Source organism: Myxococcus sp. CA033, assembly GCF_013336625.1.
Lineage (GTDB): Bacteria > Myxococcota > Myxococcia > Myxococcales > Myxococcaceae > Myxococcus > Myxococcus llanfairpwllgwyngyllgogerychwyrndrobwllllantysiliogogogochensis.
In genome coordinates this window covers 169,145-193,806 of record NZ_JABUMU010000010.1, presented here as the reverse complement: position 1 = coordinate 193,806, position 24,662 = coordinate 169,145, and the positions used below count along the sequence as shown (strand labels likewise).

Here is a 24,662-nt window from a genome sequence, read left to right as displayed (position 1 = left end):
CACTCACGGGAAAGCCCCATGCCTCCCGGCGTCGCGGTCCCCATCATGGTGGGACCGGACCACGCGAAGGGCGAGAGGGTGAACCACCACACGACACCGGACACGGCGGGCGGCGAAGCGGGAGGACTCCAGCTCCCCGAGGCGGGCGCGGGCCCCCTGTTGCAACGCGATTACTGGGCCCTCATCCGGCACTGTCGCCACCGGCCCGCCGACCTCCTGGACTGGGTGGCGCGGAGGTTCTCCGAGTTCGCGCCGGAGGAGCTGTGTGTGTTCGAGCGCGAGTCCCCGTCCCGCGAGGACCAGCCGCTGGAGCCGGGAGAGCTGCTCACGGTGCGCATCCACGGCGCGGGGACGTTCGGCGTGCGCGTCATCCACAAGGACCGTCAGAGCCTGACGCTCGCCACGCTGCCGGGCCACCCGGAGGCGGGGCGCATCACCTTCGGCGCGTACCGCAACGAGTACGGGGACGTGCTCTTCCACATCCGCAGCCGCGCGCGCTCCGGCTCGCACATGCACCACTGGGGCTTCGTCACCGCGGGCGAGGCGATGCAGACCAACACCTGGACGGAGTTCGTCCTGCGCGTGGCCCTCTCCGCGGGCGAGGGCGTGGTGGGTGGCATCCACGCGGACACCCGGGAGTTGGGCGAGGAGCCGGAGGGTGGCGATGTGATGTCGGGGCCCACGTTCCTCGCGCGAGGAGACGACGCCGATGATTGAGTGGCGCTGGTTCTCCGGCTGGACGGACGACGAGTTGGCCCCCCTGCTGGAGCAGGCGCGAGCGCTGACGCGCAACTTCACGGCCGCGTCGGGGGAGATGACGCTGGAGGCGGGCTGGAACCAGGTGCACTCGGTGTCCACGCTGGGCCGCGAGCAGCCGGGCCCGCCGTCTCCCACGGGGCTGTTCGAGCGCGCCCGGAGCGTGCTGGAGACCTTCGACTTCTCCGACCCTCGCATCGTCCGCTGGCACTTCTCCTCCGACACGCCGCCGCATGGGCGCACGGTGCTGCTGGAGCTGAAGTCCCTGGCCGAGCGGCTGCGCTTCCTGTGCGCGGTGCGCGTGGGTGACACGCGGCTGGAGTCTGGCGAGACGTGCAGCGTGTATGGCTTCAGCTTCGAGACGCTGGAGGGCCACCTCGAGGAAGGGCGCGAGTGGTTCCTCTTGCGCAAGCACCACGACACCGGCGAGGTGCGCTTCGAAATCGAGGCGAGCTGGCGGCCCGGGAAGTTCCCCAACGCGTGGAGCCGCCTGGGCTTCGCGCTCGTGGGCGCGCGCTACCAACGCGCCTGGCACCGGCTGACGCATGCGCGCCTGCGCGAGTTGACGTGGCACCACCCGGAGTTCACGGGCCTGCCCGCGCACCACGGCAAGGTGGACCACTCCGGGCACGAGCTGGAAGAGCTGGGCCCGGTGCGCTTCTTCGCGCAGCGCGTGCCGGGGCGACTGAAGTCACACGTGGAAGAGGAGGTGGAAGCCGTGGAACGAGGACATTGGTTGACCCCCGTGGGGCTGGGAGTGCTCGCGGGCATGCGAAGTCTGAGTGCGCCCACGCTGGTGAGTCGCCGGCTGGCCCAGTCTCCAGACGCGAGGACGGACCCGCTGTCCGTCGCCCTGTCGAAGCCCTGGGTGCCCCGGGTGCTGGAGGTGCTCGCGCTGGGCGAGCTGGTGGCGGACAAGCTGCCGAAGACGCCCTCGCGCCTGAAGCTGGTCCCCCTGACGGGGCGCATCTTCATGGGCACGGTGGCCGCGGCCTCGTCGGTGGCGGGCCAGACACGAAGACGCGTCGTCCTCGCGGCGGCGCTGGGGGGGCTGGCCGCCGTGGCGTCCTCCTGGGCCTTCTACTCGCTGAGGAAGCTGGCCACGGGGAAGCTGCACATCCCCGCCCTGGCGGCGGCCTTCGCGGAGGATGCGCTGCTGGCGGCGCTCGCCTCGCGGTTGATGCCCCTCGTGGACGACACGCCCGCGATGGGCTGAAGAGGGACGTCGCTCGCCTCCCGCTCAACCCGGGCGGGAGGCCGCGTTCCTCGCGGCCTGGACCAGCGCGGGCAGGTCCTTGACGTGCGTCATGTCCGGCCCCCCGTCCTCGGAAGCACGCGGCCGCGCGCGCGAGGGTGAGAACAGCCGGGCCGGCGTCTGGGCCTGACCGTGCAGGATGATGAACAGGCGCAGGGCGTCGCGCAGATGCTCCACGTCCGTGCCGCCCTCGTCGCGGGCCCGCTGCGCCGCGCTCCACAACCGGGCCCACGCGGACTCCTCGCTCCAGGCCCCGGTGGGACGCTCGCGCGACAGGGAGGCCAGCTCGGCGGCCAGCTCGAACAGGCCCGCGCGTCCTTCGTCGAAGACCTCGCCCGCGGCGAGCCTCGCCTCACCCCGTCCGCTCGAAGAGGCGCCCTCGCGCGCGGCCAGCCACGGCAGCAGCGCCGGGACCTCCTGCTCGAGCGGGACGACGGGGGCCAGCCGGTCGTCCAGCAGCGCGCGCAGCCGCGCCCGCGCCACGCCGTGCCAGAAGGCCGCGTGCAGCACCAGCTCCGGTCCACTTCGCGGCACGTGCATCGGCACGCGGGAAGCCCGGCGCGCGAGGAAGTCCTTCACCCGCCCGCTGGTGTCGAAGTGCTCCAGGCGCTGCCACAGCGCAGCCAGCGCCGACTCGGCGAGCGGCAGGGCGCGGCGCAGCTCATCGGCCTCCGCCTCGTTGAAGGGCAGCACCCCTTGGAACGTGGGGCGCTTGAAGACGCGCTCACACACCTCGGCGGCGGCGCACGCGGCGCGCAGCTCCGGGAGGTTGCGGGGCAACAGCTCCACGGCGCGTGCCCAGGTGCGCCCGCCCAGAAGCGGCCCCGCCTCCAGCACGACCTCCTCCAGCCGCAGCAGCGCCTCGCCCAGCGTCACCGAGCGCTCCGCCTCCGGCAGTCTGCGCAGGGCCGCGTGCTGGACGGCTGCCCGCAGGCGCTCCACCTCCACCATCAGCTTCATGGGCGCGGCGTCGCGGGGCCACGCCTCGGCGGCGGCGCGACGCTTCAGCGCGGCGAGCGTGGCATCCACCTCCGGCTGCACCTGCGCCACCTCGCGCAGCAGCTCGAAGTGGGCGCGGACGCGGTCCTTCCAGAAGAAGGCCTCCAGCATCCCCCGCAGGGCCCGGTAGCGCAGGCGCGTGGCCTCCAGGAGGTCCGCGCGGTCCTCGAGTCGTGCGCGCAGGTTGTCCGGGTGCGTGGCCACGGCCTCACTATAAAAGCGGACCCGGCTTCCGGCAGGCCCCCGGACCCACGCCCCTTCGCGAGAGTGAACGATGGGTCGCCCATGACTGTTCCACCCGACAGGCGCCCCGCTCCGACGTCACCCCTCCCGTCCACCAGGCGGCATTCCGCTGGCGCCCATGCGGTGGGCAACAAGAAGCCCATGCGACCCGGCCAGGACTCGGCGCGGACTCGCATGGGCGCGGGGCGACTTGGGGAGCGCGGGGCTCCCGGCCGTGAAGCGACTCAGACGCGCATGGGCATGACGACCGCGGTGAACGTGCGGTCACCGGGCGCGTGCAGCACGCCGGGGCTGTGCTCGTCACCCAGCTCGAAGCTCACCTCGTCCGTGTCCGTGACGGCGAGCACGTCCGTGAGGTAGCGCGCGTTGAAGCCCACGGTGATGTCACTGCCCCGGTACGCCAGCTCCACCACGTCGCGCGCTTCACCCAGGTCCGGGTTGCTCGCGGTGATGACCAACTTGTTCTCCTCCAGGCCAATGCGCACCGCGTTGCTCTTGTCCGCGGACAACAGCGCGATGCGCTTGAGCCCCTCGAGGAAGCGCACCTTGGGGACGAGGACGACCTTCTCGCCCTCCTTGGGGATGACGCGCTGGTACTCGGGGAACTGCCCGTCGATGAGCCGCATCACCATGGTGAGGCCGGGCTTCTTGAACAGCGCGGAGTTCTCCGCGAAGCCCAGGTGGCACTCCGCATCCGGAGCCTCGTCCAACAGGCGCTTGAGCTCCATCAGACCCTTGCGCGGGATGATGACGCCGCTCTTGAGCTTGAAGTCACCCGTCAGCTCGCGCTCGATGAGCGACAGCCGGTGGCCGTCCGTGGCCACCATGCGGACCTTGCCGGAGGGCTGCGGCTCGAAGAAGACGCCGTTCAGGATGTAGCGCGTCTCGTCGCTGGAGATGGCGAACTGGGTCTTCTTGATCATCTCCAGCAGGGTGTTGCCACCCACCTGCACCAGCGGAGCGCTCTCCTCCTTGGGCAGCTTCGGGTACTCCTCGGCGGCCATGCCGACAATCTTGAAGTGGGCCGAGCCGCTGGAGATGTCCACGTAGTTGTTGGCCAGCTTCTTCAGCGTCACCTGCGCGTCGGGCAGGTTCTGGACGATGTCGAAGACGTACTTGGCGCTGAGCGTGACGGCGCCCGGCTTGATGACCTCGGCGGGGTGCTCGGAGACGATGCCGATGTCCAGGTCGAAGGCGGTGACGGTGATGCCCCCCTTCGTCGCGTTGACGAGCACGTTCGCGAGGATGGGCATCGTCGTCTTGCGCTCCACGATGCCCTGAGCGCGGTAGAGGGCCTTCTTCAGCTCGTCGGCGGCGATGCGGAATTCCATCGGAGGGCGTCCTTAAAGGTCTCGGCCCCGAGGAGCCGATCAGGGGGCCGATGTAGCCCGTGGCATAGGGAGCGTCAACGACGCGCGAGCCCTCGTCTTCGCTCCCGACAGGACTTCAACTCCCCTCATGAGACTCCCAGTCGCGCTGCACGGGCATTCAGTCACCCCCAGTTCAACTGACTGGCGGTCAGCCGGCCAGACAGGGGACTGGCCCTTGCCGCGTGGGCGATGGACACTCCCTGTCTACTCGCCTTCCGGAGCTTCCCATGAACGTCCGCCCGCTATTGCTCGCCGCACTCGCGCTGGGCTTCGCCGCCGGCTGTAGCAAGCCGTCCGCCTCCTCTTCGACGCCCTCGAATGAGCCCGGCACGCCGAGCGGCGACTCCCGGCAGCCCTCCACGGAGACGGCCGCCGCCCCCAGTGGAGACCAGAGCGGCACCCCCGTCGCGCCTCCGCCCACCCCGGGCAACGGTGGCGAGGCCAAGGCGGGTGAGAGCGCCGTCTACATCGTCAAGGACAGCGGCATCCGCTGCATCGCCCCGCCCTGCCCCACCTACAACGCCGTCCTGGCGGACAAGCCGGACATGGACGCGATTCCCATCCACGAGCTGGACCTGACGGCGGTGACGGGGGGCAACGAGCAGCAGATGGAGTCGCTGATGCAGCGCACGACGGCGGGCGGCCTCAAGCTTCGCGGCTCGCTGGAGACGCGGCCCAAGGCGGGCCCCGCGGGCGACGCCACCGTGCTGCGCGCCAGCAAGCTGGAGTAGGCGCCGCTCAGAAGTGCAGGCCGAGCTGGAGTCCGGGCCAGTGCTGGATGCGCTGGTCCGCCTTCGGCTGGCTCTGGCTCACCGACATGCGCGTCACCGACGCGAAGTCGGGCTGTCCCCACACGAACCACAGGTTGTAGGTGGGGCCGACGAACACGGCCAGGCGAGGCAGCACCTGGACCCCCAGCATCACCCGGGCCTGGCCCAGCACGTTGCCGCCGTCGCCCTCCAGCGGCTTCTGCACCGGCTGCACCGCGCCGCCCGTCACGTCCAGGTCCAGCCAGAAGCGGTGCGACATCACCACGTGGCCGCCCACACCCAGGCCGAAGCTGAAGCGGGCCTCGTTGCGGCTGCCCGGCTCGATGCCAGCGAGCAGTGTCAGGTAGACGGGCCCTCCGCCCACCTTCACCGCGAGGTTGGCGAGCTGGATGTCGCTGGCCCACAGCTCCATGTGGACGTTGCCCCTGCGCAGCCCCCGGCGGCCCGGCGTCAGCCCCGGCTCCGACGCGCTCTGGGCGAACGCACCTTCACCCTCCACCAGCGCGAGGGGGCGTGCCGCGCCGACTTCCGCGGCCGCCGCCCCCGCCCACAGCCACAGTGCGAGAAGGGCGCAGGGTTTCATCACCCCTTACTTTTGAAGCGTGAAGGACACCTGCGTCAAGCCCTCGGGCAATAAGAGGGACGCGGTGTGCGCGTCGGGGGACGCCGCCAGCGTCCGGGCCGCCTCCAGCACCGGCGCCACGTCGAAGGGCTGGCCCGACGTCACCAGGAAGAAGCGCTCGAAGCGCGGTGCGTCATCCAGCTCGTAGGCCCCGGCGAGCCGCTGGGTGCCGGAGGGCACAAGCGTCGCGGCCTGGGCCCCGTGCTCCGGCGCGTGCAGCGTCACCGAGCCGCGTCCGTCCACGGAGAGGATGACGCCGTGGGTCTGTCCCGCCGCCACGTACGCCAGTTGCACCACGTCGCCCGCGAGGGCCGAGGCGCCCTCGGCGAGCAGCTCGTCCGCCTGGGCACGCTGGCGGTGGACCTCCAGCCGGGGCGTCAGTCCCTTGGAGCGCGTGGGCTCCGGCTCCAGGCCCGCGAGCGCCCCCGTCGTCGGCGCCTCCGTCGGTGGGCCGGACTCGGGCTGCACGACGACGAAGAGCGCGAGCGCCGCGAGCACCGGCACCAGGCCCATGGCCGACGTCAGCCACGGGGAACGAGCCGGAGCTTCGCGCGCGGGAGCGCCGCGGCGAAAGCGGGTGTCCACCTCGCGGGCCACGCGCTCGGGCGACAGCCGCTCCAGGGTGACGCGCGAGTCGGCCTCCAGCGCGGCGAGCCGCTCCGGGCCCCCGGGCTCCTGCTCCAGCCGGGCGCGCGCGGCGGCGAGCTCCTCGGGCGGCAGCTCGCCCAGCGCGATTCGCTCCAGCAGCCACTCCGGAATGCGTGAGGGGGAATTCATGCGGCCTCCAGCTCCAGCTCGTGCAGCACCGACGTCAGCGCGCGCAGGCGCTTGCGCACGCCCGACACGGACAGGCCCACCTCGGCGGCCGTCTCCTCCAGCGTCATCCCATCCACCAGGTGCAGCACGGCGATGTCCCTGCTGGACGCCGGCACGCGGCCGAAGAGTTTGTCCAACATGCCTCGGGCACTGGCGCGCGACTCGATGTCGTCCGCGGAGGCGATCTGCAACACCAGCTCATCCTCCCGGTCCTCGGGCCTGCGCTTCGCCCCGCGCAGCCGGTTGAGGCACACGGTGGTGGAGATGCGGTGCAGCAGGCTGGACGGAGCGGCGTCCTTCAACGCTCCCTGGTAGCGCAGCAGCTGCACGAACACATCGTGCATGGCGTCCACGGCCTTCTCCTCGTCACGCAGGAGGAAGCGGCAGCGCCGGAGCACCTGGGGGCCGTAGCGGCGGTAATAGGCCTCCACATCGATTGACACCGGAGTCGCGCCTCCCTCGTTTCGGTGAAGGGAACACCGGTGCCTCGCGAAACTGTCACCGGCCTCCTCGCGAATTCGTCCCTACCCCGATTCACCCAGGAGGCAAAACCCATCCGCCGGCGCCGTCTGCAAAATCTACAGGGCCGCCGGGGCGGCAACCGCACGGCCGCGCCCCCTTCGAGTGTCGGGTTGTCGATGAAAACACCCAGGCTCCGCTGTACTCGACTGTAACGAAACGCGACCCCGTCACTACTTTCCGGTACTCGACCTCCCTCCGAGCTCGTGACATCCGTGATTGAGACCGAAGACACCCTTTCCCACCTTCGGGCGCGGTATTTGACCGCCCAGCTCGCTGGCAACCGGAGGGAAGCCCTGCGCCTGCTCGTGGATGAGGGGCTGCTCGTGGGCGTCCCGCTCCAGGTGCTGCACCTGGACGTCATCCAGCAGGCCCAGTACGAGATTGGCCGGCTGTGGCAGGAGAACGTCATCTCCGTCGCGCAGGAGCACCTGGCCACCGCCATCTCCCAGCTCGCGCTCGCGCACCTCTACCGCCACCTCCCCAGGGACCCGCCCAACGGCAAGCTCGTCATGATGTCCTGCGTGGAGGGCGAGCTGCACGAGATGGGCGCGCGCATGGCCAGCGACTTCCTGGAGATGGCGGGCTTCGAGGTGCGCTTCCTGGGGGCCAACGTGCCGCCCGAGCACCTGGCGCGCATGCTGCGCGAGGTGAGGCCCGACCTGCTCGCGCTCTCCGTGACCATGTCCTACCACCTGCCGGCCCTGCGCCGAGCGGTGGAGCACGCGCGCGAAGCCCTGCCCGACGTGCCCATCGCCGTGGGCGGGCATGCGTTCCGCTGGGCACAGGGGCTGGAGAAGGAACTGGACGTGAGCTTTCACGGCAAGGACGCGCGTGAGCTGGTCTCCGCCGCCTGCCGCACCCTGGGAGTTTGAGGAACCCACATGGAGACACCGAGCCGCCTGGTCGAAGCGCGCGCCGATGCCCTCGCACACGCCTCCGTCGAGGCGATGTATCAGGACCCCTTCTGGGAGGCGCGCTACGGCGCCGAGCGGGCCCGCCGCTTCGGCGACGAGGATGCCCGCTTCCATGTGCGCTACCTTGTGCAATCCCTCGACGAGCACCGTCCCTCCGTCATGGAGGGCTATGCGCGGTGGCTTCGCACCTTGCTGGTGTCGAGAGGAATGGCCACCCTCCACCTCGACCTGAATTTCGCCGGGCTGGCCACCGCGTTGGAGGCCGAGGGTTGGGGCCCCGGCACCGAGCCGTACGAGCATGTACGCGCCGCCCGGGAAGCCCTGCGCTATCCGGAAGGGCCCTCGCGTGCGCTGCAAGATGACGCCTCGGAGCTGTCCCGAGCCGCCACTGCACGCCTGGCCCTCTACCTCACGCCGGAGGACCGGCCTCGTTTGGAGGATGAACTGCGACTCCAGCTGTCATATCTCGCGGACGCACTCGACGCCGGCAAGCCCGCGTTGATGGCGGACCACGTGCGCTGGTACCTGGGCTTCTGGCCTCGGCGTGGCTTCGGCCTGCTGGCGTTTCCCTCCGTGCTCGGGATGCTGAAGCTGGTCCTCGGGGGCCGGCATCCCCAGGCCCGGGCGCTGCTCGCCACCGCCGGTGTCTCCTGGGACGAGACGCGCTCATGAGCGGCGCCACGCCCGAGGACCGCCCCACCTTCGACGACCTGAGCCGCGAGGTCGCCCTGGTGTGTGACGCGCAGGGGACGCTCACCTGGGTGGATGCCCGCGCGCGGGACGTGCTCGACGCGAAGCCCGGCAAGGCGCTGCGGGCGCTCGCCGCCCAGGGCACCGAGGACAAGGTCGACAAGCTGCTGGTGCAGGCCCGCGACGAGCGCGTGGACGGCTGGGAGCTCATCCTCTGTCGCGACGACGTGCCTTGCACGTTCGCCTTCCGCGCGCGCCCACACGACGGCGGGGTGCTGCTGGTGGGCAGCCTGGTGCCGGAGGACTACGGCCACGCGCTGGAGCAGATCAGCTCCTCGATGAGCGAGCTGTCCGCTCTGCACCGCGAGACGGAGGGGCAGCGCCGCGAACTCAAGCGCCGCGCGGACGAACTGGCACGGCTCAACCAGGAGCTGAGCGAATCCAACCGGGGCATGCGCAGCCTGCACGCCGCGCTGGACGAGAAGGCGGAGGGGCTGCACCGCGCGGCCGAAATCAAGAACCGCGTCGTCGCCAACGTCAGCCACGAGTTCCGCACGCCGCTGCACTCCATCCTCGGCCTGTCCAAGGTCCTGCTCAATCCCATCAACGGCCCGCTGTCCTCCGAGCAGGAGAAGCAGGTCACCTTCATCCGCAACTCCGCCGAGTCGCTCTTCGAGCTGGTCAACGACCTGTTGGATTTGTCCAAGGTGGAGGCGGGCAAGGCCACGCTGCGCCACAGCCACTTCGTGGTGCGCGACCTGCTCGGCGCGCTGCGCGGAATGATGCGTCCGCTGGTGCCCGCCGACGCCCCCGTGGAGCTGCGCCTGGTGGAGCCGGCCGAGCCGCTGGAGCTGGAGACGGACGAGACGCGGCTGAGCCAGGTGCTGCGCAACCTGGTGTCCAACGCGGTGAAGTTCACCGAGTCCGGCCACGTCACCGTGTCCGCGGCCCCGGGTCCACGAGACACGGTCATCTTCACCGTGCGCGACACGGGCATCGGCATCGCTCCGGAGAACCACGAGCGCGTCTTCGAGGAGTTCACGCAGATAGACAGCCACATCCAGCGCAAGGTGAAGGGCACGGGCCTGGGCCTGCCGCTGGCGCGCCGGCTGGTGGAGCTGTTGGGCGGAACGCTCACCCTCCAGAGCCAGCCGGGCGCGGGCTCCACGTTCACCGTCACCATTCCCCGCGTCCACATGGAGGTCTCGGAGATGGCGGGGCTGGCCGAGCGCAGCCAGCACCTGGAGCCGGGCCGCGCGCCGGTGCTGGTGCTGGAGGACGACCGGCAGACGCTGTTCCTCTACGAGAAGTACCTGGCGCGCTCGGGCTTCCAGGTGCTGCCGGTGCGCAGCACGGACGAGGCGCGCCGGGTGCTCCAGCGCGTGCGTCCCGCCGCCATGGTGCTGGACGTCATGTTGGAGGGCGAGACGAGCTGGAACTTCCTCGCGGAGATGAAGAACGGCGAGGCCACGCGGGACATCCCCATCCTCGTCGTCACGGTGACGGACCGCGAGCAGAAGGCGCGCGCGCTGGGCGCAGACGAGTTCTGGCTCAAGCCGGTGGACGAGGGCCGCCTGCAGCGAAAGCTCCAGGAGCTGGCGCGCAGCGGGCCGGTGGAGCGCATCCTCATCATCGACGACGACGACGTGCACCGCTACCTGCTCAAGCAGCTGCTCAAGGACATGCCCTACGCGCTGCTGGAGGCCGCGGGCGGCGTCGACGGTGTCCGGCTGGCGCGCGAGCAGGTGCCGCAGCTCATCTTCCTGGACTTCATCCTGCCGGACATCACCGCCTTCGACGTGCTGGACGCGCTGAAGGCGGATCCACGCACGCGCGAGATTCCCATCATCCTCCACACCTCGCACGAGCTGCGCGAGGACGAGCGCGCCCGACTGGCGAACGAGACGTCCGCCATCCTCTCCAAGCACACGCTCAGTCGCGAGGTGGCCATCAGCCGCATCCGCGACGCCCTGGCCAAGGCGGGTCTGGGTTCCCACACGCCACAGGAGGGAAGACGTGGTTGAACCTCGACTGGCCACCGTCCTCAACGTCAACGACGACGACGCCAACCGCTACCTGGTCAACCGCATCCTGGAGATGGCGGGCTACACCGTGCTGGAGGCCGCCACCGGCATGGCCGCGCTGCTCATGGCCGAGCAGCACCGGCCGGACGTCATCGTCCTCGACGTGAAGCTGCCGGACATCAGTGGCTACGAGGTCTGCGCGAGGCTGCGCGCCAACCCGGACACCGCGTCCATCGCGGTGATGCACACGTCCGCCACCTTCGTCACCTCCGACAAGAAGGCGCGGGGCCTGGACGCCGGCGCGGACGCATACCTCACCCAGCCCTTCGACGCCTCGGAGCTGGTCGCCACGGTGCGCTCGCTCCAGCGGCTGCGTCACGCGGAGCAGGCGGCCCGCAGGCGCGCCAACGAGCTGGCGGAGATGGACCGGCGCAAGGACGAGTTCCTCGCCATGCTGGCGCACGAGCTGCGCAATCCCCTGGCCGCCATCATGACGTCCATCGGCATCCTGGAGCGCAACCCGACCGACAACCTCAAGGAAGCGCGGATGCGCGGCATCATCCACCGGCAGACGCACCACCTGGCGCGCCTGGTGGATGACTTGCTGGACGTGAGCCGGATTACGCGCGGCAAGGTGGAGCTGCGCACGGGCCGGTTGGATTTGCGCGCGGTGCTGCTCCAGGTCATCCAGGTCATCCGCCCCGGCACCGAGGCACGCGGCCTGGGGCTGGAGGTGTCGCTGCCGGACAGTCCGCTGTGGCTGACGGGCGACGCCACGCGGCTGGAGCAGATCTTCACCAACCTCCTGGACAACGCCGCCAAGTACACCGACACCGGCCACATCACCCTGCGCGTGGAGCACGAGGGCGTGAATGGGAGCGCGCAGGCGGTGGTGCGCGTGCGCGACACGGGCATCGGCATCCCCCAGGACGTGCTGCCCCGCATCTTCGACCTGTTCGCCCAGGCGGACACGTCCCTGGAGCGCACGCGCGGGGGCCTGGGCATCGGCCTGACGCTGGTGCGCCAGTTGGTGCAGTTGCACGGAGGTCAGGTCACCGCGCGCAGCCACGGCACCGGCAAGGGCTCCGAGTTCGAGGTGAGGCTGCCGCTCCTGCACTTCATGGAGGAGACAGCGCCCGCGCCGCTCCCCCGGCGCACGCGCGCGGGGCGGCACATCCTGCTGGTGGAGGACAACCCGGACGCGCGTCAGGCCATGCGGGAGCTGTTGGAGCTGTGGGGCCACCAGGTGGAAGAGGCACCGGACGGCTTGCGGGGCGTGGAGCTGGCGGTGCAACGGCGGCCGGAGCTGGCGCTGGTGGACATTGGCCTGCCAGGGCTGGACGGCTACCGGGTGGCTCAGGAGCTGCGCTCGCGCGTGGGCCGCGACATCCGCCTCGTCGCGATTACGGGCTACGGCGGGCCAGAGGGACACGACCGGGCGCTCAAGGCGGGCTTCGACCTGCACATCGTCAAGCCCGTGAAGCCGGACGAGTTGGATCGCCTGTTGTCGAGTCTGTGAGTGAGGCGGGAGGTGGGCGCGGGCCGGCGCCCTGAAATGGGCGGCGCGCTAGCGCCGGCCCAGGGCGTTGGCCACCAGCCCCAGCAGCTTCACGTGGGGGGCTTCGAGCTGACGCACGGTGCGAAGCAAGCGACGGACTTCCGGTCGCTCGGGAGGTGCTGACGACGGCTCGCTGGTGCGCGCGGACGCGGTGCCGTGCGAGACGAGCCCCAGCAGCTCGTCCGCGGAGACATGAAGCTCGTGACACAGCTTCAGCAGCGTCTGCACGCTGGGAAGCATGCCGCCGCGCTCCAGACGCCCATAAACCTCGGTGGCCACGTCGATGCGTTCGGCCACGTCAGCTTGTGTGAGCTCCAGCCGGTTCCGCGCGACTCGCGCAGCCGCTCCGATGGTGGTTGCCAGTTTCTTGTCCATGCCTTACCGACCCGAAACGTTTGGCCGCTGGCATAGGACGTATAGAGGCAGACAGACAGAACTTGTCGGGTCAGCCTCAGGTTGTTCACCCAGCGGGTTACCGTCCCAGAGGGAGACTTTCGGGGTTCGGAGTGCCTCCATACCCGCCCCTTTTCCTCGACGGAAGACCGGTCTTCCAGGGGCACCCCGGCCCCCTGAATACAGAGGGAGAGGCCCCCTTTTCGGACGACCTGTGACGTCGGGCGGCAATTTTCCTACGGTGCCGGAGAGTCCTGCCGCGAGGGCCTCCCCCCAAGGTTGTATCCCCAGTCCGGAGCATCGCCACGTCATGAGTCCGCGAGGGTGCGCCCGCCACGTCGAGCGTGGCATATCGGGCTCGCGCGTCGGCGACGTGGGAGTGGCTTCGCGGGCGCATGTCGGGTCCGTTCGATGAGTGCCCGAGGCCATCCGCGAGCGGGCATGGAGGACGACGGACCGCGCGCCTCTTGAGCTCGCCCTGCCGCACGCGGGGTACGCAGCGGGAGGCAGGACCTGCGACAACCGGTGGCATTCGAGCGGAGGACGACCTTGGGAGTCGCGCGCGCCGGGGGCGGGGGGACTAGGCTGCGGCGGCGATGGCGCTCGGACGGCGCAACCTGCTGGTGAAGCTCTGCGTGGCGATGGGCGTGGTGGCCCTGCCGCTGCTCGTCGCCATCCTGGGCTATGTGCTGCCGCAGCTTCGCGCGCAGCTCCACGCGGACCGGGTTCGCGGGCTGCGGCAGGCGGTGGAGACGGCCTACGGAGTCCTGCGGGAGTACGAGGCGCGCGAGCGCTCCGGAGCGCTGACGCGCGAAGCGGCGCAACAGCAGGCCTCCGCCCTGCTCCAGTCCCTGCGCTACTCGAGCGTGGAGTACTTCTGGGTGAACGACCTGGAGACGCGGCTGATCATGCATCCGCACCTGCCGACGATGGTGGGCAAGGACATGAAGGGCTACCGCGACGTGCGCGGGCGGCCGGTGTTCATCGACATCGTCACCCTGGTGCGCGCGCACGGCGAAGGCTCGCTGGGCTACGAGGCGACGCGGCCGGGCTCGCCGGAGCCCATCCCCAAGGAGAGCTACGTGAAGCTCTTCGAGCCGTGGGGCTGGGTGCTCGGCACGGGCGTGTACGTGGAGGACATCGACCGGGAGGTCGCGGCGGTGCGACAGCGCATCCTCGTCGCGGTGGGCGGCGCGCTGGTGCTGGCGGTGCTGGCGGGCGCCTATGTGTCGCGGCGGGTGGTGCGGCCGGTGCGCGCGCTCGCGGCGGCGGCACGCCAGGTGGCAAAGGGCGACTTGTCCGTGCGGGTGGAGGTGCGCACCGCGGACGAGGTGGGCGAACTCACCCTGGCCTTCAACGGCATGGTGACGGGCCTGCGCGAAGTGGTGGATGCGCTGGTGGAGGCGGCGGGCGCCACGGCGGCGGACGCCGAGCGCATCCGCGTCTCCACGGACGGCCTGTCGCGCACGACGCGCGAGCAGTCGGAGTCGCTCCAGCGCGCGGCCGAGTCGGTGCAGGACATGAGCCTGCATGTCTCGCGGGGCGCGGCGGCGGCGCGAGACGCGGCGGAAGCGGCGGCGGGCCACGGGCAGGTGGCGCGCGCGGGCGGCGTGGCGGTGGACCAGGCGTCGCGGAAGATGGTGGAAATCGTCGACGTGGTGGAGCGCTCGTCACGCACGGTGGAGCAGCTCCAGGCGTCTGGCCGGGCCACGGAGCGGATGCTCCAGCTCATCCAGGCGGTGGCGGACGAGACGCGGATGCTGGCGGTGAACACGGCGATAGAAGCCGTGCGCGCGGGGCAGCACGGCAAGGGCTTCTCCGTGGTGGCGGGCGAGGTGCGCAAGCTGGCGGAGCGCACACACGAGGCCGCCAGCCAGGTGCGCGTGCTGCTGACGAAGAACGAAGCGGACACGGCGGCGGCCGCGGAGTTGATGCGCAAGGGCACGTCGAAGGTGAACGAGGGCATGGGCCTGTCCTCGGCCGCGGGCGAGGCGCTGGCGCGGCTGTTGTCCGGGGTGAAGGAGCTGGGCGAGCGCGTGGAGACGATGGCGGAGCAGAACGCGCGCCAGTCCGCGTCGGGTGAGTCCATCGCGGGGCGCATCCAGGCGCTCTCGGTGCGCTCGGCGGAGTCCGTGTCGGGCGTGGAGCAGATCGCCCGCTCGGTGGAGGACCTGCGGGCCAGGGCCTCGCGGCTGCAGGAGCTCGCCGCGCGTTTCACCACGCCCGGGCCTCGTTAACCTTTCTTCACACCCGCGCAACGCCCAGGACAGCGGCGGGGGGCAGTCTCCACCTCCTCACGGGGACGCGGCTTCTCGCCGTCCCCTCATTCGGAGGTAGGACACATGGCGCTGGCATTGACGCGGGCCCCCGGGCGCGAGCCCGTGGTGTTCGGATACGCGCTGGAGACGCTGCTGTCGACGGCGGCGCCCCTGACACCGCTCACCTTGAAGGCGCTGGAGCGACAGGGCCTCTTCGCGCACCGCCCCCTGCACACCGCCTACCCGTGCGCGGTATGGCCCAAGGCCATCCAACTGCTGGCGGCGGCGAGCAGCCCGCCCCACACGGACCGAGAGACGGCGGAGTACGCGCTGGGCCTGCGCTTCGCTGAGCGGTTCATCCAGGCGCGCATGGGCACGGCGCTCGTGGACTTCGCCCAGGTGGTGGGCCCGGAGAAGATGTTGCTGCGCATGGCGCGCAACCTGCGCTCCATCAACAACTTCCTCGACGTCTCGGTGACGCCTCGGGGCGATGACGGCGGCTGGGAGCTGAGCCTGTATCCGGTGCGGGAGTTCCTGGATCATCCCCGCCGGCAGGCGGACCCGCCGCACTTCATGCGCGGGCTGCTCACCTTCGCGTTCCAGCACAGCGGCGCGCCCACGGCCCGGGTGACCCTCTTGAAGCACGACGAGACCCAGGCAGTGACGACGTTTCACGTCGGCCTCTAGTCATGGCCGCCGCGCGGGAGGAGGCGCGCTACCCCTCGATGCGCGACTCGGCATACGGGACGGGTAGCAGGATGCGGGCCGTGGTGCCCACGCCCGGCTGGCTCTCCAGCGTCAACGTCCCGCCATGCGCATCGACGATGCGGCGGGCCAGCGCCAGGCCCATGCCCACGCCTCCCGTACGGCGCGCGCGGCTGCGGTCCGTGCGGAAGAACGGCGTGCCTACGCGGGACAGGTCCTCCGGCTCGATGCCGATGCCCTCGTCGCAGACCTCCAACGACAGCGCCCCCAACGTGTCCGCCTGGGCGCGCAGGCGCACCGGCGTCGGAGACTCGGAGTACTTGCCCGCGTTGTCGAGCAGGTTGTCCAGCGCGCGCCGCAGCAACACGGGGTCCGCCTCCAGCGTGGGCATCGTGCCATCGACGCTCACCTCCAACACGCGCTCCGGACGCGCGGAGCGGAAGCGAGAGGCCGCCTTCTCCACCAGTCCTTGAATCTCCACCTGCTCGGGCCGCAGATGCGGAGTCCCCGTGCTCGCGCCCTCCGAGGCCAGGTCCAGCTTCGCGGTGGTGAGCACGTCGTCCACCAACCGCTCCAGCTCCGACAGGTCTCCGGTGATGTCCGTCAGCATCTCCCGCGCGGTGGCCGCGTCACCCTCTTCCGCCAGGTCCAACGCCACGCGGATGCGCGCCAGCGGCGTGCGCAGCTCGTGCGACACGTTGGCCAGCAGCTCCTTCTGCGAGCGCAAGAGATTCGTGATTCGCCCCGCCATCTCGTCGAAGGCCTCCGCCACCTGTCCCAATTCGTCACGCCGGCGGATGCCCGTGCGCGTGTCCAGCTTCCCCTCGCCCAGCGCGCGCGCCACCTCCGCCAGTCGCTGGAGCGGACCGGCCAGGGTGCGAGCGAAGGCCAGCGAGGTGATGGCCGTACACAGCAGCACCGCGCCGAGCACGAGCGCGGTGTTGCCCGGAGGAGGCTCGGGGGGACGGGTGATGATGGTGGCGTAGGCCTCCACCGGCCCTTCCTCGGGAATGGGCAACGTGAGCGAGTGCGGAGGAGGCCCTCCCGAGAACCGCTGACCGCGCGCGGCCAGCTGCTCCAGCTCCGCGGGCCCCAGGGCGGGGGACGGTGCCGCGGAGTTCGTGGCGATGAGCCGCCCGGACACATCTCTCAGCGTCACCCGGGCCTCGAGCAGCCGCGCGGCGCGGTCCAGCGACGCCTGGAGGGCCACAGGGTCTCCCAGCAGCTCCTCCCACTCCCGGATGTTGTACGCGGCATTGCGCGCGAAGCCGTGCCGCAGCGGCTTGTCGAGGATGAAGAAGCGGGCGACATAGAGGGTGGCGACGACCAGCACCAGCTGGGCGATTCCCACCAGATAGATGCGAAGCAGCAGCCGGCCAGGCGTCCGCAGACGACTCACGTTTCCTCTCCGGTGGCGAGCATGTAGCCGGCGCCGCGCACCGTCTTCAGCAACAGGGGATTGCGCGGGTCCACCTCCAGCTTCTGACGGAGCCGGAAGATGTGCACGTCCACGGAGCGGTCGAACACCTCGTCCGCGCTGCCCTTCACCAGGTCGAGCAGCTGCTCACGACTGAGGACGCGGCCCGCGCGCTCGGCCAGTACGCGCAGCAGGCTGAACTCGTACGTCGTGAGCTGCAACGGCCGTCCATCCAGCGTCGCGCGGAGGCTGCGAGGGTCCAGCAGCAGTCGCCCCGCCTGCACGGGCTGCGTGGAGGGACCCGCCTTGCCCCGGGCCCGACGCACCTGGGCGCGAATGCGGGCGAGCAGCTCACGCGACGAGTAGGGCTTGGGCAGATAGTCATCCGCGCCCGTCTCCAGGCCGAGCACGCGGTCCGCCTCCTCTCCGCGCGCGGTGACCATGATGATGGGCACGTCGGTGCGGCCCCTCAAATCCCGGCAGACCTCCAGCCCGTCCCGTCCGGGCAGCATCAGGTCCAACAAGACGACGTCGAACACATGGCGACTGGACTCCACCAGCGCGTCGTTGCCCGTGTGGGCCAGGGTGACGACGACACCATGCTCCTGGAGGTAGCGGGCGGTGAGCCGGGCCAGTCGCTCGTCATCTTCGACGAGCAGGACCTGGATGGTGGCTTCCTCCAGGTGGGGACGATTGAGCTGCTCCATGCGCGTGCTCCTCCTGCCTTCCGCGGACCTTCCAGACGGAAAGTAACAGCGGAGCCGTGGCCCAGGAGCAAGCAGGGAGGAGTCTGGCGCCCCATGGGACTCCGGCCGGGTCCACCGAGGGCAATCATGCTCCCGGGCCACACCGTGAAGGTGGCACCGGGATGTGTCCGGGATGCGTCCCTCGCATGACGGTTTGTTACAGCGAGCAACAGGGCCCGCCCGGCCACCGGACAGCCGGGCGGAGCCCCGTCGGGTCCCCTCACCCCGCGAGGCAGGCGCCTGACCTCAGCGCAGGGTCCACTTCTGGTTCGCGGTGCCGGCGCACTCCCAGATTTGCAGCCGCGCGCCGTTGTTGGGGTTCCAGTCCTTCACGTCGATGCACTTGTTGGCCTGCGGGTTGACCAGGTCCCCCGCGCCGCTGAGCACGAACTGTTGGGCCGCGTTGCCGTTGCAGTCGTGGAGCTGGATGAGCGCGCCGTTCGCCGTGGAGCCCCAGGTGACGTCCATGCACTTGCCGAAGGCGCGCAGCGTGCCGTCGCCGTGGAACGTCCAGCTCTGCGCGGCGCTGCCGTTGCAATCCCAGAGCTGGATGGGCGTGCCATTGGCGGTGTTGGAGTGGTCCACGTCGATGCACCGGCCGTTGAGCCCGACGATGGCGCGCCCCCCGCCGCCACCGCCGTTGGTCGTGAGCGACAGGCCGTAGACGGAGAGAATCTCGTTCACCGGCTGGTAGTACATGGTGCCGCCGGTGGAGCAGTTGCCCACGCCGCCGGACGTCACGCCCTGCGCCTGGTTGCCCGACATCCACGAGCCGCCCGAGTCGCCACCCTCCGCGCACGCGTTGCTCCGCGTGAGGCCATACACGGGGCCGACGCTGTAGTTGACGGTGACGTTCTTCGCCTCGATGACGCCACAGCGCCAGCCGGTGGTGGAGCCGGAGCGACACACGGACGCGTTGATGCCCGCCTCGGCGGAGCCCGAGACGATGACGTTTCCGCCCGCGTAGTTGTAGACCCACGGTTGCGAGGCCCACGAGCCGTTGACCTGGACCCAGCCATAGTCGTTGTTCGGGAAGGACGAGCCGCGCACGGTGCCCTGCGCCACGCCGTTGAAGCCGGCCGTGCTGGAGTTCACCCCGCCACAGTGGCCCGCGGTGACGAAGCCTCCGGCGACGGAGAAGCCGACGGAGCAGCGCACGTTGCCGTTGATGTAATAGGCGTCACCCCCGCGCAGGTCATACATGGGCCTGGGCTGCTCGGAGGAGACCTCCACGCGCACCGCGCGGTCCGCCGCGCCACTCTCCGCGATGAAGCGCTCGGCGTTCACCACCGCCGCGTCCTTGGCGAGCACCACCACGCTGTTGGTGATGACGTCCACGTACCAGCCATGGATGTCCTTGCTGGCCACGTCCGCGCCCCTGTCCAACGCGGCCTTCAGCGCGTCCAGCTCGCGCTCCGTGCGCGTCACCCAGCGCGGCTCCGCGCCCGCCCTGCGCGCGGCCTCGGCACCCTCGGCGCTGGTGACACCGACGATGAGCCGGTCCCCCTCCTCGCTCAGCCACGCGCCACCGAAAGACGCGCCCAGTTCCCCGCGCAGCGACGCTTCCGTGCGCACCGCGAGCGCCTCCGTGGCCAGCCGCTGACGCGCCTGCACGGCCGTCAGCCCCAGGTCTCGCTGCATCGCCTGGAGCACCTCGGGAGACACCTCCTGCGCGAGCGAAGCCTCCTCGGTGGGGGCCGCCAGCGCGGACATGGGGATGACGGCGGCACCAGCGAACAGCGCCGTCGCGGTGGAGAGCGCCTGGAGTCTTCGGTTCATGGGGGCTTCCTTTCGACTCGACACGGGGAAAGCGCACCGGCGAACGGGCCGGTCCGCGCATCCACGGAAGCGGGATTCAGGAGCCAAGTCAAACAATTCAAGTATTCCTAGAAAATCACGTCACTTTTGTCGGACGAAGAATAAAGTCGTCGACACATTGGACGCGCGGAGTCATTTCCGCTGCGCGGACATTTCTCCAATACATGGACGAAGATGAATCCCTCTCAGGCCAGGCCGTGTGCGGAGGCCAGCGCGCGGCGGTCCACCTTGCCGGCGGAGGTCCGAGGCAGGGCCTCCACGAAGCGCACGGAGCGCGGCATCTTGTAGCGGGCCAGCCGGCCATCGCAGAAGGCCAGCAGGGACTCGGCGGTGAGCGAGGCGCCCGCGCGGAGCACCACGAGCGCGCGCGGCGTCTCGCCCCACTTCGCGTCGGGCACGCCGATGACGGCGGCCTCGGCCACGTCGGGATGGCCGGACAGGACGCTCTCGACCTCGGAGGGATAGATGTTCTCTCCGCCAGAGATGATGAGGTCCTTGCTGCGGCCCACGATGCGGAAGCAGCCGTCCCCGTCACGCAGGGCCAGGTCTCCGGTGCGCAGCCAGCCTCCGACGAAGGTGCGCGCCGTCTCCTCGGGACGGCGCCAGTAGCCGGCGCACACGTGGGGGCCGCGCAGCAGCAACTCCCCCACGTCCCCCGGCTGTCGCTCGTCCTCGATGCGCGCCTCCACATGGAAGAGCGGCACCCCGACGAAGCCCGGCTTGCGGCGCACGTCCGACGGAGGGAGCCAGAAGTTGTTGGGGCCCGCTTCCGTGAGGCCATAGCCCGTCTTGAAGGCCACGCCCTTGGTGAAGAAGCGCTCGAACACGGACAGCGGACACGGCGCGCCCCCGCTGACGAGCAGCTTGAGGCGGGAGAAGTCCGCCGATTCGAAGCGCGCGTGGCGCTGCATCTCGATGAACATGGTGGGCACGCCGAAGACGAGGCTCACCTCTCGCTGATGGATGAGCTCGAACACCTGCTCCACGTCGAAGCCCTTGCACACCACGGAGGCGCCGCCCACGTACACCAGCGGCAGCGTGAAGACGTTGAGGCCCCCGGTGTGGAACAGCGGCGCGTTGAGCACGGCCACGTCGTCCGACGTCAAGCCCCAGCTCACCACGGTGTTGACGGCATTGGCCGTCACGGAGCCATGGGTGAGCACCGCGGCCTTGGGTACGCCGGTGCTTCCGCCCGTGTAGCAGAGCACCCACGGCGACTCGGCCTCCAGCTCCAGCACGGGGAGCGAGGAGGCAGGTGCCGCGTCCCGCTCCGTGATGAAGGAGCGCTCAGCCGGGTCGGGCTCGGCGAGGCCCAGCCAGTGGCGCACGAAGGGCGCGCGGGCGCGCACGGTGTCCACCTGGGCGCGCAACTCCGGGCCATACACGAGGACAGCGGGCTCCGCGTCCGCGAGGATGCCGACGAGCTCCGTGGTGCTGAGGCGCCAGTTGAGCGGCTGGAGGATGGCGCCCAGCTTCGCGCAGGCGAAGAGGAGGTCCAGCGTCTCCACACAGTTGTGCGCGAGCACGGCGACGCGGTCTCCGCGCTGGACGCCGAGCACGTGGTGCAGGTACGCGGCGGTGCGCGAGGCGGCGCCGTCCCACTCGCGATAGGTGATGCGGCGGCTGCCCCGGGTGGAGTCGACGAGGGCGGCGTGGTCGGGGTCCAGTGCGGCGCGGCGGGCCAGCCAGTCATGGACGATGGGCATGGTCCCGCACGCTAGCCGAGCGCCGGGAGATGTGCCCGGCTCCCGGCAGGCCTCAGAGCTCCGGGAGGATGAGCAGGCCGCGCACCCCGTCGACGGTGTAGACGTAGCCGTCGCCCGGCACGCGGATGCCGATGGCTCCGTCCCACGAGGACGTGCCTCGGAGGGGGTCCGTCGCGCGCCAGGTGTTGAAGTAGGCGATCTCCCGGGGACTCTTGGGGATGGACACGTCGAGGACGCGCACGCCGTGCTGGTAGTGGGCGATGTAGAGACGGTTGCCCTTGAGCTCCAGGTTGTGGATGGAGGCCCAGCCCGGCAGACGGTACTCGCCGATGAGCGTGGGATTCGCGCCGAGGTCCCGGACGGCACGGCTCAGGGCTGGACGTAGGTCTGCAGCAGGGAGCTCGTCCGCTCTCTGGAGCGTCGGAAGGCCACGCGTCGCTCCGTGGGGTCCTCGGGCACGGCCATCAGTCCGACGAGGGCGCGGGTGCCTCCGTCCGCGCCGATCACGTTCTGCACCACCACGGACGTCTTGTGGCCGAACGCCTCGGCCCAGGGGGCGCATTCGGCCATGTTGATGCGCTCCTGTTGGGAGTCCGTCCAGGCGATGCAGGGGTATTCGGAGCAGTCCATGGCCTCCAGCTTCATCTTCAGGCCGCACTCCTGGATGGAGCGCTCCACGAGGGCCTGGAAGCCCTTGGGCGTGAAGGCAGGGGGCGCGTTGGCGGGGAAGGGCAATGGGAGACTGTCCTCGGAGGGCGGCACGGGCGCGGGAGCCGGTGGCGCGGGTGAGGGCGAAGGCGCGACAGCCTGAAGGCGCGTCTCGGCCGAGCGCCGTGCGTCCTGGGCCTCCTTCAACTGACGCTCGAGCGTGGCGACACGCCCGTCGAGTGCCTGCTCTCGCGGGCAACGGTCGTCCACGACCGCCTGGGCGACCGAAGCGCGTTCGGGCGGAGGTGGCGCCTGGTTGTGACGGCTGGACATCACCACCGCGCTTCCCCAAGCACCCAGGACAAGCCCCAGGACTCCCGTCATCAAAGGCAACGATTTCTTCATCGTGATGAAAGCCTTCCATTGGCCCGTGGGACTGTCCAATTCACGGCACCCACATCGGGGCTGTCCGTCGGAACACGTGACCGGCCGATTTCGTCGGGAGGAACAGACAGGCCAGAGAGGTCCAACAGATAGAGACACACGTCGCGAAAAGCCCTGCCCTCTCCTTCGTCATTGGGTGACCACACCTGATATGCCCGATAGCGCCCTTGCCGGACACCTTCGAGCAACCAGATGGAGGCATCCAGATCAATCACCTCCCCACGCGTCTTTCGCGTCCTGTACTTCCAGAAACCAAAGTCGTCCAACCTGCGCAGAACCTCGGACCACTCGCTGGGCAGTAGAAAGCGGGTGCGATGGAGCGTGGGCCCAGAGGCATGGATATCAGCCTCTCTGCGCTCCCAGCTCACCTGGAGTCGATGGATATCTCCGAAGCGCTCGACCCGGACGCTCACGGGCTTGGGAAAGGAGTGCACCCAGGTGAACCGGTAGACCTCCGTCCCTGATGCCGCGGGCCAAAGAGGTCTCTCGCCTAGTTGATGAAGGAACTCAGAGCACATACAGCGCGACGACTTCTCGTGCTCGCCACTTTGGGCGTCTGGCTCGAATTCAGAGTTGAAGGTGACGGCCAGGGCGCCCGCCGGCATGAGGACAGGCCACTGCGACCGCTCTTCGGGCCCCCGCACACAATGCGCTTCACGTTCCACCGGGACCTCAGTGGAACCAGATGTTTCTCCCCTCCGAGCCTGATCCACCTTTCCTCGCGGAGCACATCCCACGGGCATCATGGCCAGACAGAAGATGACGACCCGCCACATCCCACTCGCGGAGGTGCCACTGCGAACCGAGGGCGAAGACATGGCGGCACTCTGAGGAGCACCGCTCCAACAATCCTCACGGAAGGCTCACGATTCTCGCACGACACCGTGAGCCCCACCCGCGCTCAGGGCACCAGCACCAGCTTGCCCACCGTCGTCCCGGACTCCAGCGCCTTGTGCGCCTCCGCGACGGAGTCCAACGGGAACTTCGTCACCTGCGGCGACACCAACTTCCCCTCCTCCACCCACGCCAGCAGCTTCGCCATGCTGTCCTCCAGCACGAAGCGCTGCTCGAACAGATACGACAGGTTGAACGCCAGCACGCTCGTGTTGTCATTCGTCAAGGTCAGCGGGTCGAAGCGCGGTGTCCGCATCCAATCCCACGCCAGCTTCGCGTAGTTCGGTCGCCCACCCGTGCGCGGCAACATTGAATGAAACCCGTAGATGACCAGCTTCCCCGGTGACGCCAGATGGCGGTAGCTGTCGCGCAGCGTGGAGGGCCCGTTCGCATCCAGCACCACCTCGTACCCCTTCGGCGACGCCGCCTCCGCCGCCTTCCACAAGTCCTCGCGGCTCTTGTCGATGACCACGTCCGCGCCCAACGCACGCGCCGCCTCCACCTTGTGCGTCCCACCCACCACGCCCACCATCCGGCACCCCGCGATGCGCCCCAACTGCAACAGCGCGCTGCCCACCCCGCCCGCCGCCGAGTGCACCAGCACGTTCGTCCCCGGCCTCGGATGCGCCAGCTCGAACAGCGCGTAGTACGCCGTCAGGAACACCGCCGGAAATCCCGCCGCCTGCTCCATCGTCAGCTTCGACGGCAGCGCGAACACCTGATGCCGAGGCACCGCGACGTGCGTCGCATACCCGCCGAACCGCGTCACCCCGAACACCCGCGCCCCGGGCGCCAGGTCCTCCACACCGGAACCCACCGACTGCACCGTGCCCGCGAATTCGAAGCCGGGGGTAATCGGCCACCCCACATACTCCTTCGCGGAGGCGTACAGGCCCATGCGAATGACGCAGTCCGCATAGTTCACCCCGATGGCCTCCGTGGCCACCACCACCTCCCCCGGCCCAGGTGAAAGCTGATTCAGGTTTTCAAGTCGGAGCTGCCCATATCCACCGGCTTTCGGAATGACGACCTTGCGTGCGCTCATGTCCCCGTGAGTATCACGCGACGCAGCGCGACAACGTGAATGCACGTTC

General features: G+C 69.9%; 22 protein-coding genes. 9 read left to right on the top strand and 13 right to left on the bottom strand.

Going from position 1 to position 24,662, the window contains the following annotated elements; genetic code table 11:
• Positions 1-18 precede the first annotated feature (18 nt).
• Together HUA78_RS24070 and HUA78_RS24065 are read left to right on the top strand one after the other, a co-directional pair.
• Positions 19-717, top strand: coding sequence for a DUF1990 family protein (locus tag HUA78_RS24070; protein ID WP_254613987.1), 699 nt, complete (start codon positions 19-21; stop codon positions 715-717).
• Positions 710-1,972, top strand: a complete 1,263-nt coding sequence (locus HUA78_RS24065) for a DUF1990 family protein (RefSeq protein WP_174477249.1) — start codon at positions 710-712, stop codon at positions 1,970-1,972. The genes HUA78_RS24070 and HUA78_RS24065 overlap by 8 nt, the downstream gene beginning before the upstream one ends.
• Before the next feature lie 24 nt (positions 1,973-1,996).
• Here HUA78_RS24065 and HUA78_RS24060 read toward each other — a convergent pair whose 3' ends face one another.
• Both HUA78_RS24060 and dnaN read right to left on the bottom strand, forming a co-directional pair.
• Positions 1,997-3,214, bottom strand: a complete 1,218-nt coding sequence (locus tag HUA78_RS24060) for a hypothetical protein (protein WP_174477248.1) — start codon at positions 3,212-3,214, stop codon at positions 1,997-1,999.
• 263 nt (positions 3,215-3,477) lie between these two features.
• Positions 3,478-4,584, bottom strand: a complete 1,107-nt coding sequence (gene dnaN, locus HUA78_RS24055; protein WP_174477247.1) for a DNA polymerase III subunit beta — start codon at positions 4,582-4,584, stop codon at positions 3,478-3,480.
• A 266-nt stretch (positions 4,585-4,850) separates the two neighbouring features.
• Between dnaN and HUA78_RS24050 the strand changes: the two genes are divergently transcribed.
• Positions 4,851-5,354 (top strand): DUF6748 domain-containing protein, encoded by a 504-nt coding sequence (locus HUA78_RS24050; protein ID WP_174477246.1) that lies wholly within the window; start codon positions 4,851-4,853, stop codon positions 5,352-5,354.
• Between the two features lie 7 nt (positions 5,355-5,361).
• Here HUA78_RS24050 and HUA78_RS24045 read toward each other — a convergent pair whose 3' ends face one another.
• Genes HUA78_RS24045 through HUA78_RS24035 form a run of 3 tightly spaced genes read right to left on the bottom strand, consistent with a single transcriptional unit; the run spans position 5,362 to position 7,274 of the window.
• Positions 5,362-5,976 (bottom strand): peptidase, encoded by a 615-nt coding sequence (locus HUA78_RS24045; RefSeq protein ID WP_174477245.1) that lies wholly within the window; start codon positions 5,974-5,976, stop codon positions 5,362-5,364.
• A gap of 6 nt (positions 5,977-5,982) precedes the next feature.
• Entirely contained in the window at positions 5,983-6,792 is an 810-nt protein-coding gene (locus HUA78_RS24040; protein ID WP_174477244.1) for an ActD-like protein, read from the bottom strand.
• Positions 6,789-7,274, bottom strand: coding sequence for an RNA polymerase sigma factor (locus HUA78_RS24035; RefSeq protein ID WP_174477243.1), 486 nt, complete (start codon positions 7,272-7,274; stop codon positions 6,789-6,791). The genes HUA78_RS24040 and HUA78_RS24035 overlap by 4 nt, the downstream gene beginning before the upstream one ends.
• 291 nt (positions 7,275-7,565) lie before the next feature.
• Between HUA78_RS24035 and HUA78_RS24030 the strand changes: the two genes are divergently transcribed.
• Genes HUA78_RS24030 through HUA78_RS24015 form a run of 4 tightly spaced genes read left to right on the top strand, consistent with a single transcriptional unit; the run spans position 7,566 to position 12,500 of the window.
• Positions 7,566-8,225, top strand: coding sequence for a B12-binding domain-containing protein (locus HUA78_RS24030; RefSeq protein ID WP_371745649.1), 660 nt, complete (start codon positions 7,566-7,568; stop codon positions 8,223-8,225).
• A gap of 9 nt (positions 8,226-8,234) precedes the next feature.
• Positions 8,235-8,939, top strand: coding sequence for a hypothetical protein (locus tag HUA78_RS24025; RefSeq protein WP_174460199.1), 705 nt, complete (start codon positions 8,235-8,237; stop codon positions 8,937-8,939).
• Positions 8,936-10,981 carry a hybrid sensor histidine kinase/response regulator gene (locus HUA78_RS24020; protein ID WP_174466220.1) on the top strand — a complete coding sequence of 682 codons (2,046 nt, stop codon included), beginning with the start codon at positions 8,936-8,938 and terminating at the stop codon, positions 10,979-10,981. The genes HUA78_RS24025 and HUA78_RS24020 overlap by 4 nt, the downstream gene beginning before the upstream one ends.
• Positions 10,974-12,500, top strand: coding sequence for a response regulator (locus tag HUA78_RS24015; RefSeq protein WP_174466219.1), 1,527 nt, complete (start codon positions 10,974-10,976; stop codon positions 12,498-12,500). The genes HUA78_RS24020 and HUA78_RS24015 overlap by 8 nt, the downstream gene beginning before the upstream one ends.
• A 48-nt stretch (positions 12,501-12,548) precedes the next feature.
• Here HUA78_RS24015 and HUA78_RS24010 read toward each other — a convergent pair whose 3' ends face one another.
• Positions 12,549-12,914, bottom strand: a complete 366-nt coding sequence (locus HUA78_RS24010) for a helix-turn-helix transcriptional regulator (RefSeq protein ID WP_141642028.1) — start codon at positions 12,912-12,914, stop codon at positions 12,549-12,551.
• A 614-nt stretch (positions 12,915-13,528) separates the two neighbouring features.
• Between HUA78_RS24010 and HUA78_RS24005 the strand changes: the two genes are divergently transcribed.
• Positions 13,529-15,169: a methyl-accepting chemotaxis protein gene (locus tag HUA78_RS24005; RefSeq protein WP_174466218.1), complete on the top strand. Its 1,641-nt coding sequence runs from the start codon at positions 13,529-13,531 to the stop codon at positions 15,167-15,169.
• A gap of 105 nt (positions 15,170-15,274) precedes the next feature.
• Positions 15,275-15,877: a DUF2378 family protein gene (locus HUA78_RS24000; RefSeq protein WP_174466217.1), complete on the top strand. Its 603-nt coding sequence runs from the start codon at positions 15,275-15,277 to the stop codon at positions 15,875-15,877.
• A 28-nt stretch (positions 15,878-15,905) separates the two neighbouring features.
• Here the strand turns inward: HUA78_RS24000 and HUA78_RS23995 are convergent, their stop codons facing one another.
• From HUA78_RS23995 to HUA78_RS23965, 7 genes are all read right to left on the bottom strand, one after another.
• On the bottom strand, positions 15,906-17,294 hold the full coding sequence (locus HUA78_RS23995; protein WP_174477241.1) for a HAMP domain-containing sensor histidine kinase: 1,389 nt from the start codon (positions 17,292-17,294) through the stop codon (positions 15,906-15,908).
• Positions 17,291-18,019, bottom strand: a complete 729-nt coding sequence (locus HUA78_RS23990) for a response regulator transcription factor (RefSeq protein ID WP_174459413.1) — start codon at positions 18,017-18,019, stop codon at positions 17,291-17,293. Before HUA78_RS23990 ends, HUA78_RS23995 begins: the two co-directional genes overlap by 4 nt.
• Before the next feature lie 285 nt (positions 18,020-18,304).
• Complete coding sequence (locus HUA78_RS23985; RefSeq protein ID WP_174477240.1) at positions 18,305-19,837, bottom strand: S1 family peptidase; 1,533 nt, start codon at positions 19,835-19,837, stop codon at positions 18,305-18,307.
• 224 nt (positions 19,838-20,061) lie between these two features.
• Positions 20,062-21,582 carry a long-chain fatty acid--CoA ligase gene (locus HUA78_RS23980; protein WP_174477239.1) on the bottom strand — a complete coding sequence of 507 codons (1,521 nt, stop codon included), beginning with the start codon at positions 21,580-21,582 and terminating at the stop codon, positions 20,062-20,064.
• Between the two features lie 52 nt (positions 21,583-21,634).
• The gene (locus HUA78_RS47740) at positions 21,635-21,823 is read right to left on the bottom strand and encodes a hypothetical protein (RefSeq protein ID WP_371745648.1); all 189 of its coding nucleotides are present in this window, start codon (positions 21,821-21,823) and stop codon (positions 21,635-21,637) included.
• 128 nt (positions 21,824-21,951) lie between these two features.
• Positions 21,952-22,635, bottom strand: coding sequence for a hypothetical protein (locus tag HUA78_RS23970; protein ID WP_174477182.1), 684 nt, complete (start codon positions 22,633-22,635; stop codon positions 21,952-21,954).
• Between the two features lie 940 nt (positions 22,636-23,575).
• Positions 23,576-24,613 (bottom strand): medium chain dehydrogenase/reductase family protein, encoded by a 1,038-nt coding sequence (locus tag HUA78_RS23965; protein ID WP_174459408.1) that lies wholly within the window; start codon positions 24,611-24,613, stop codon positions 23,576-23,578.
• Between the last annotated feature and the right edge of the window lie 49 nt (positions 24,614-24,662).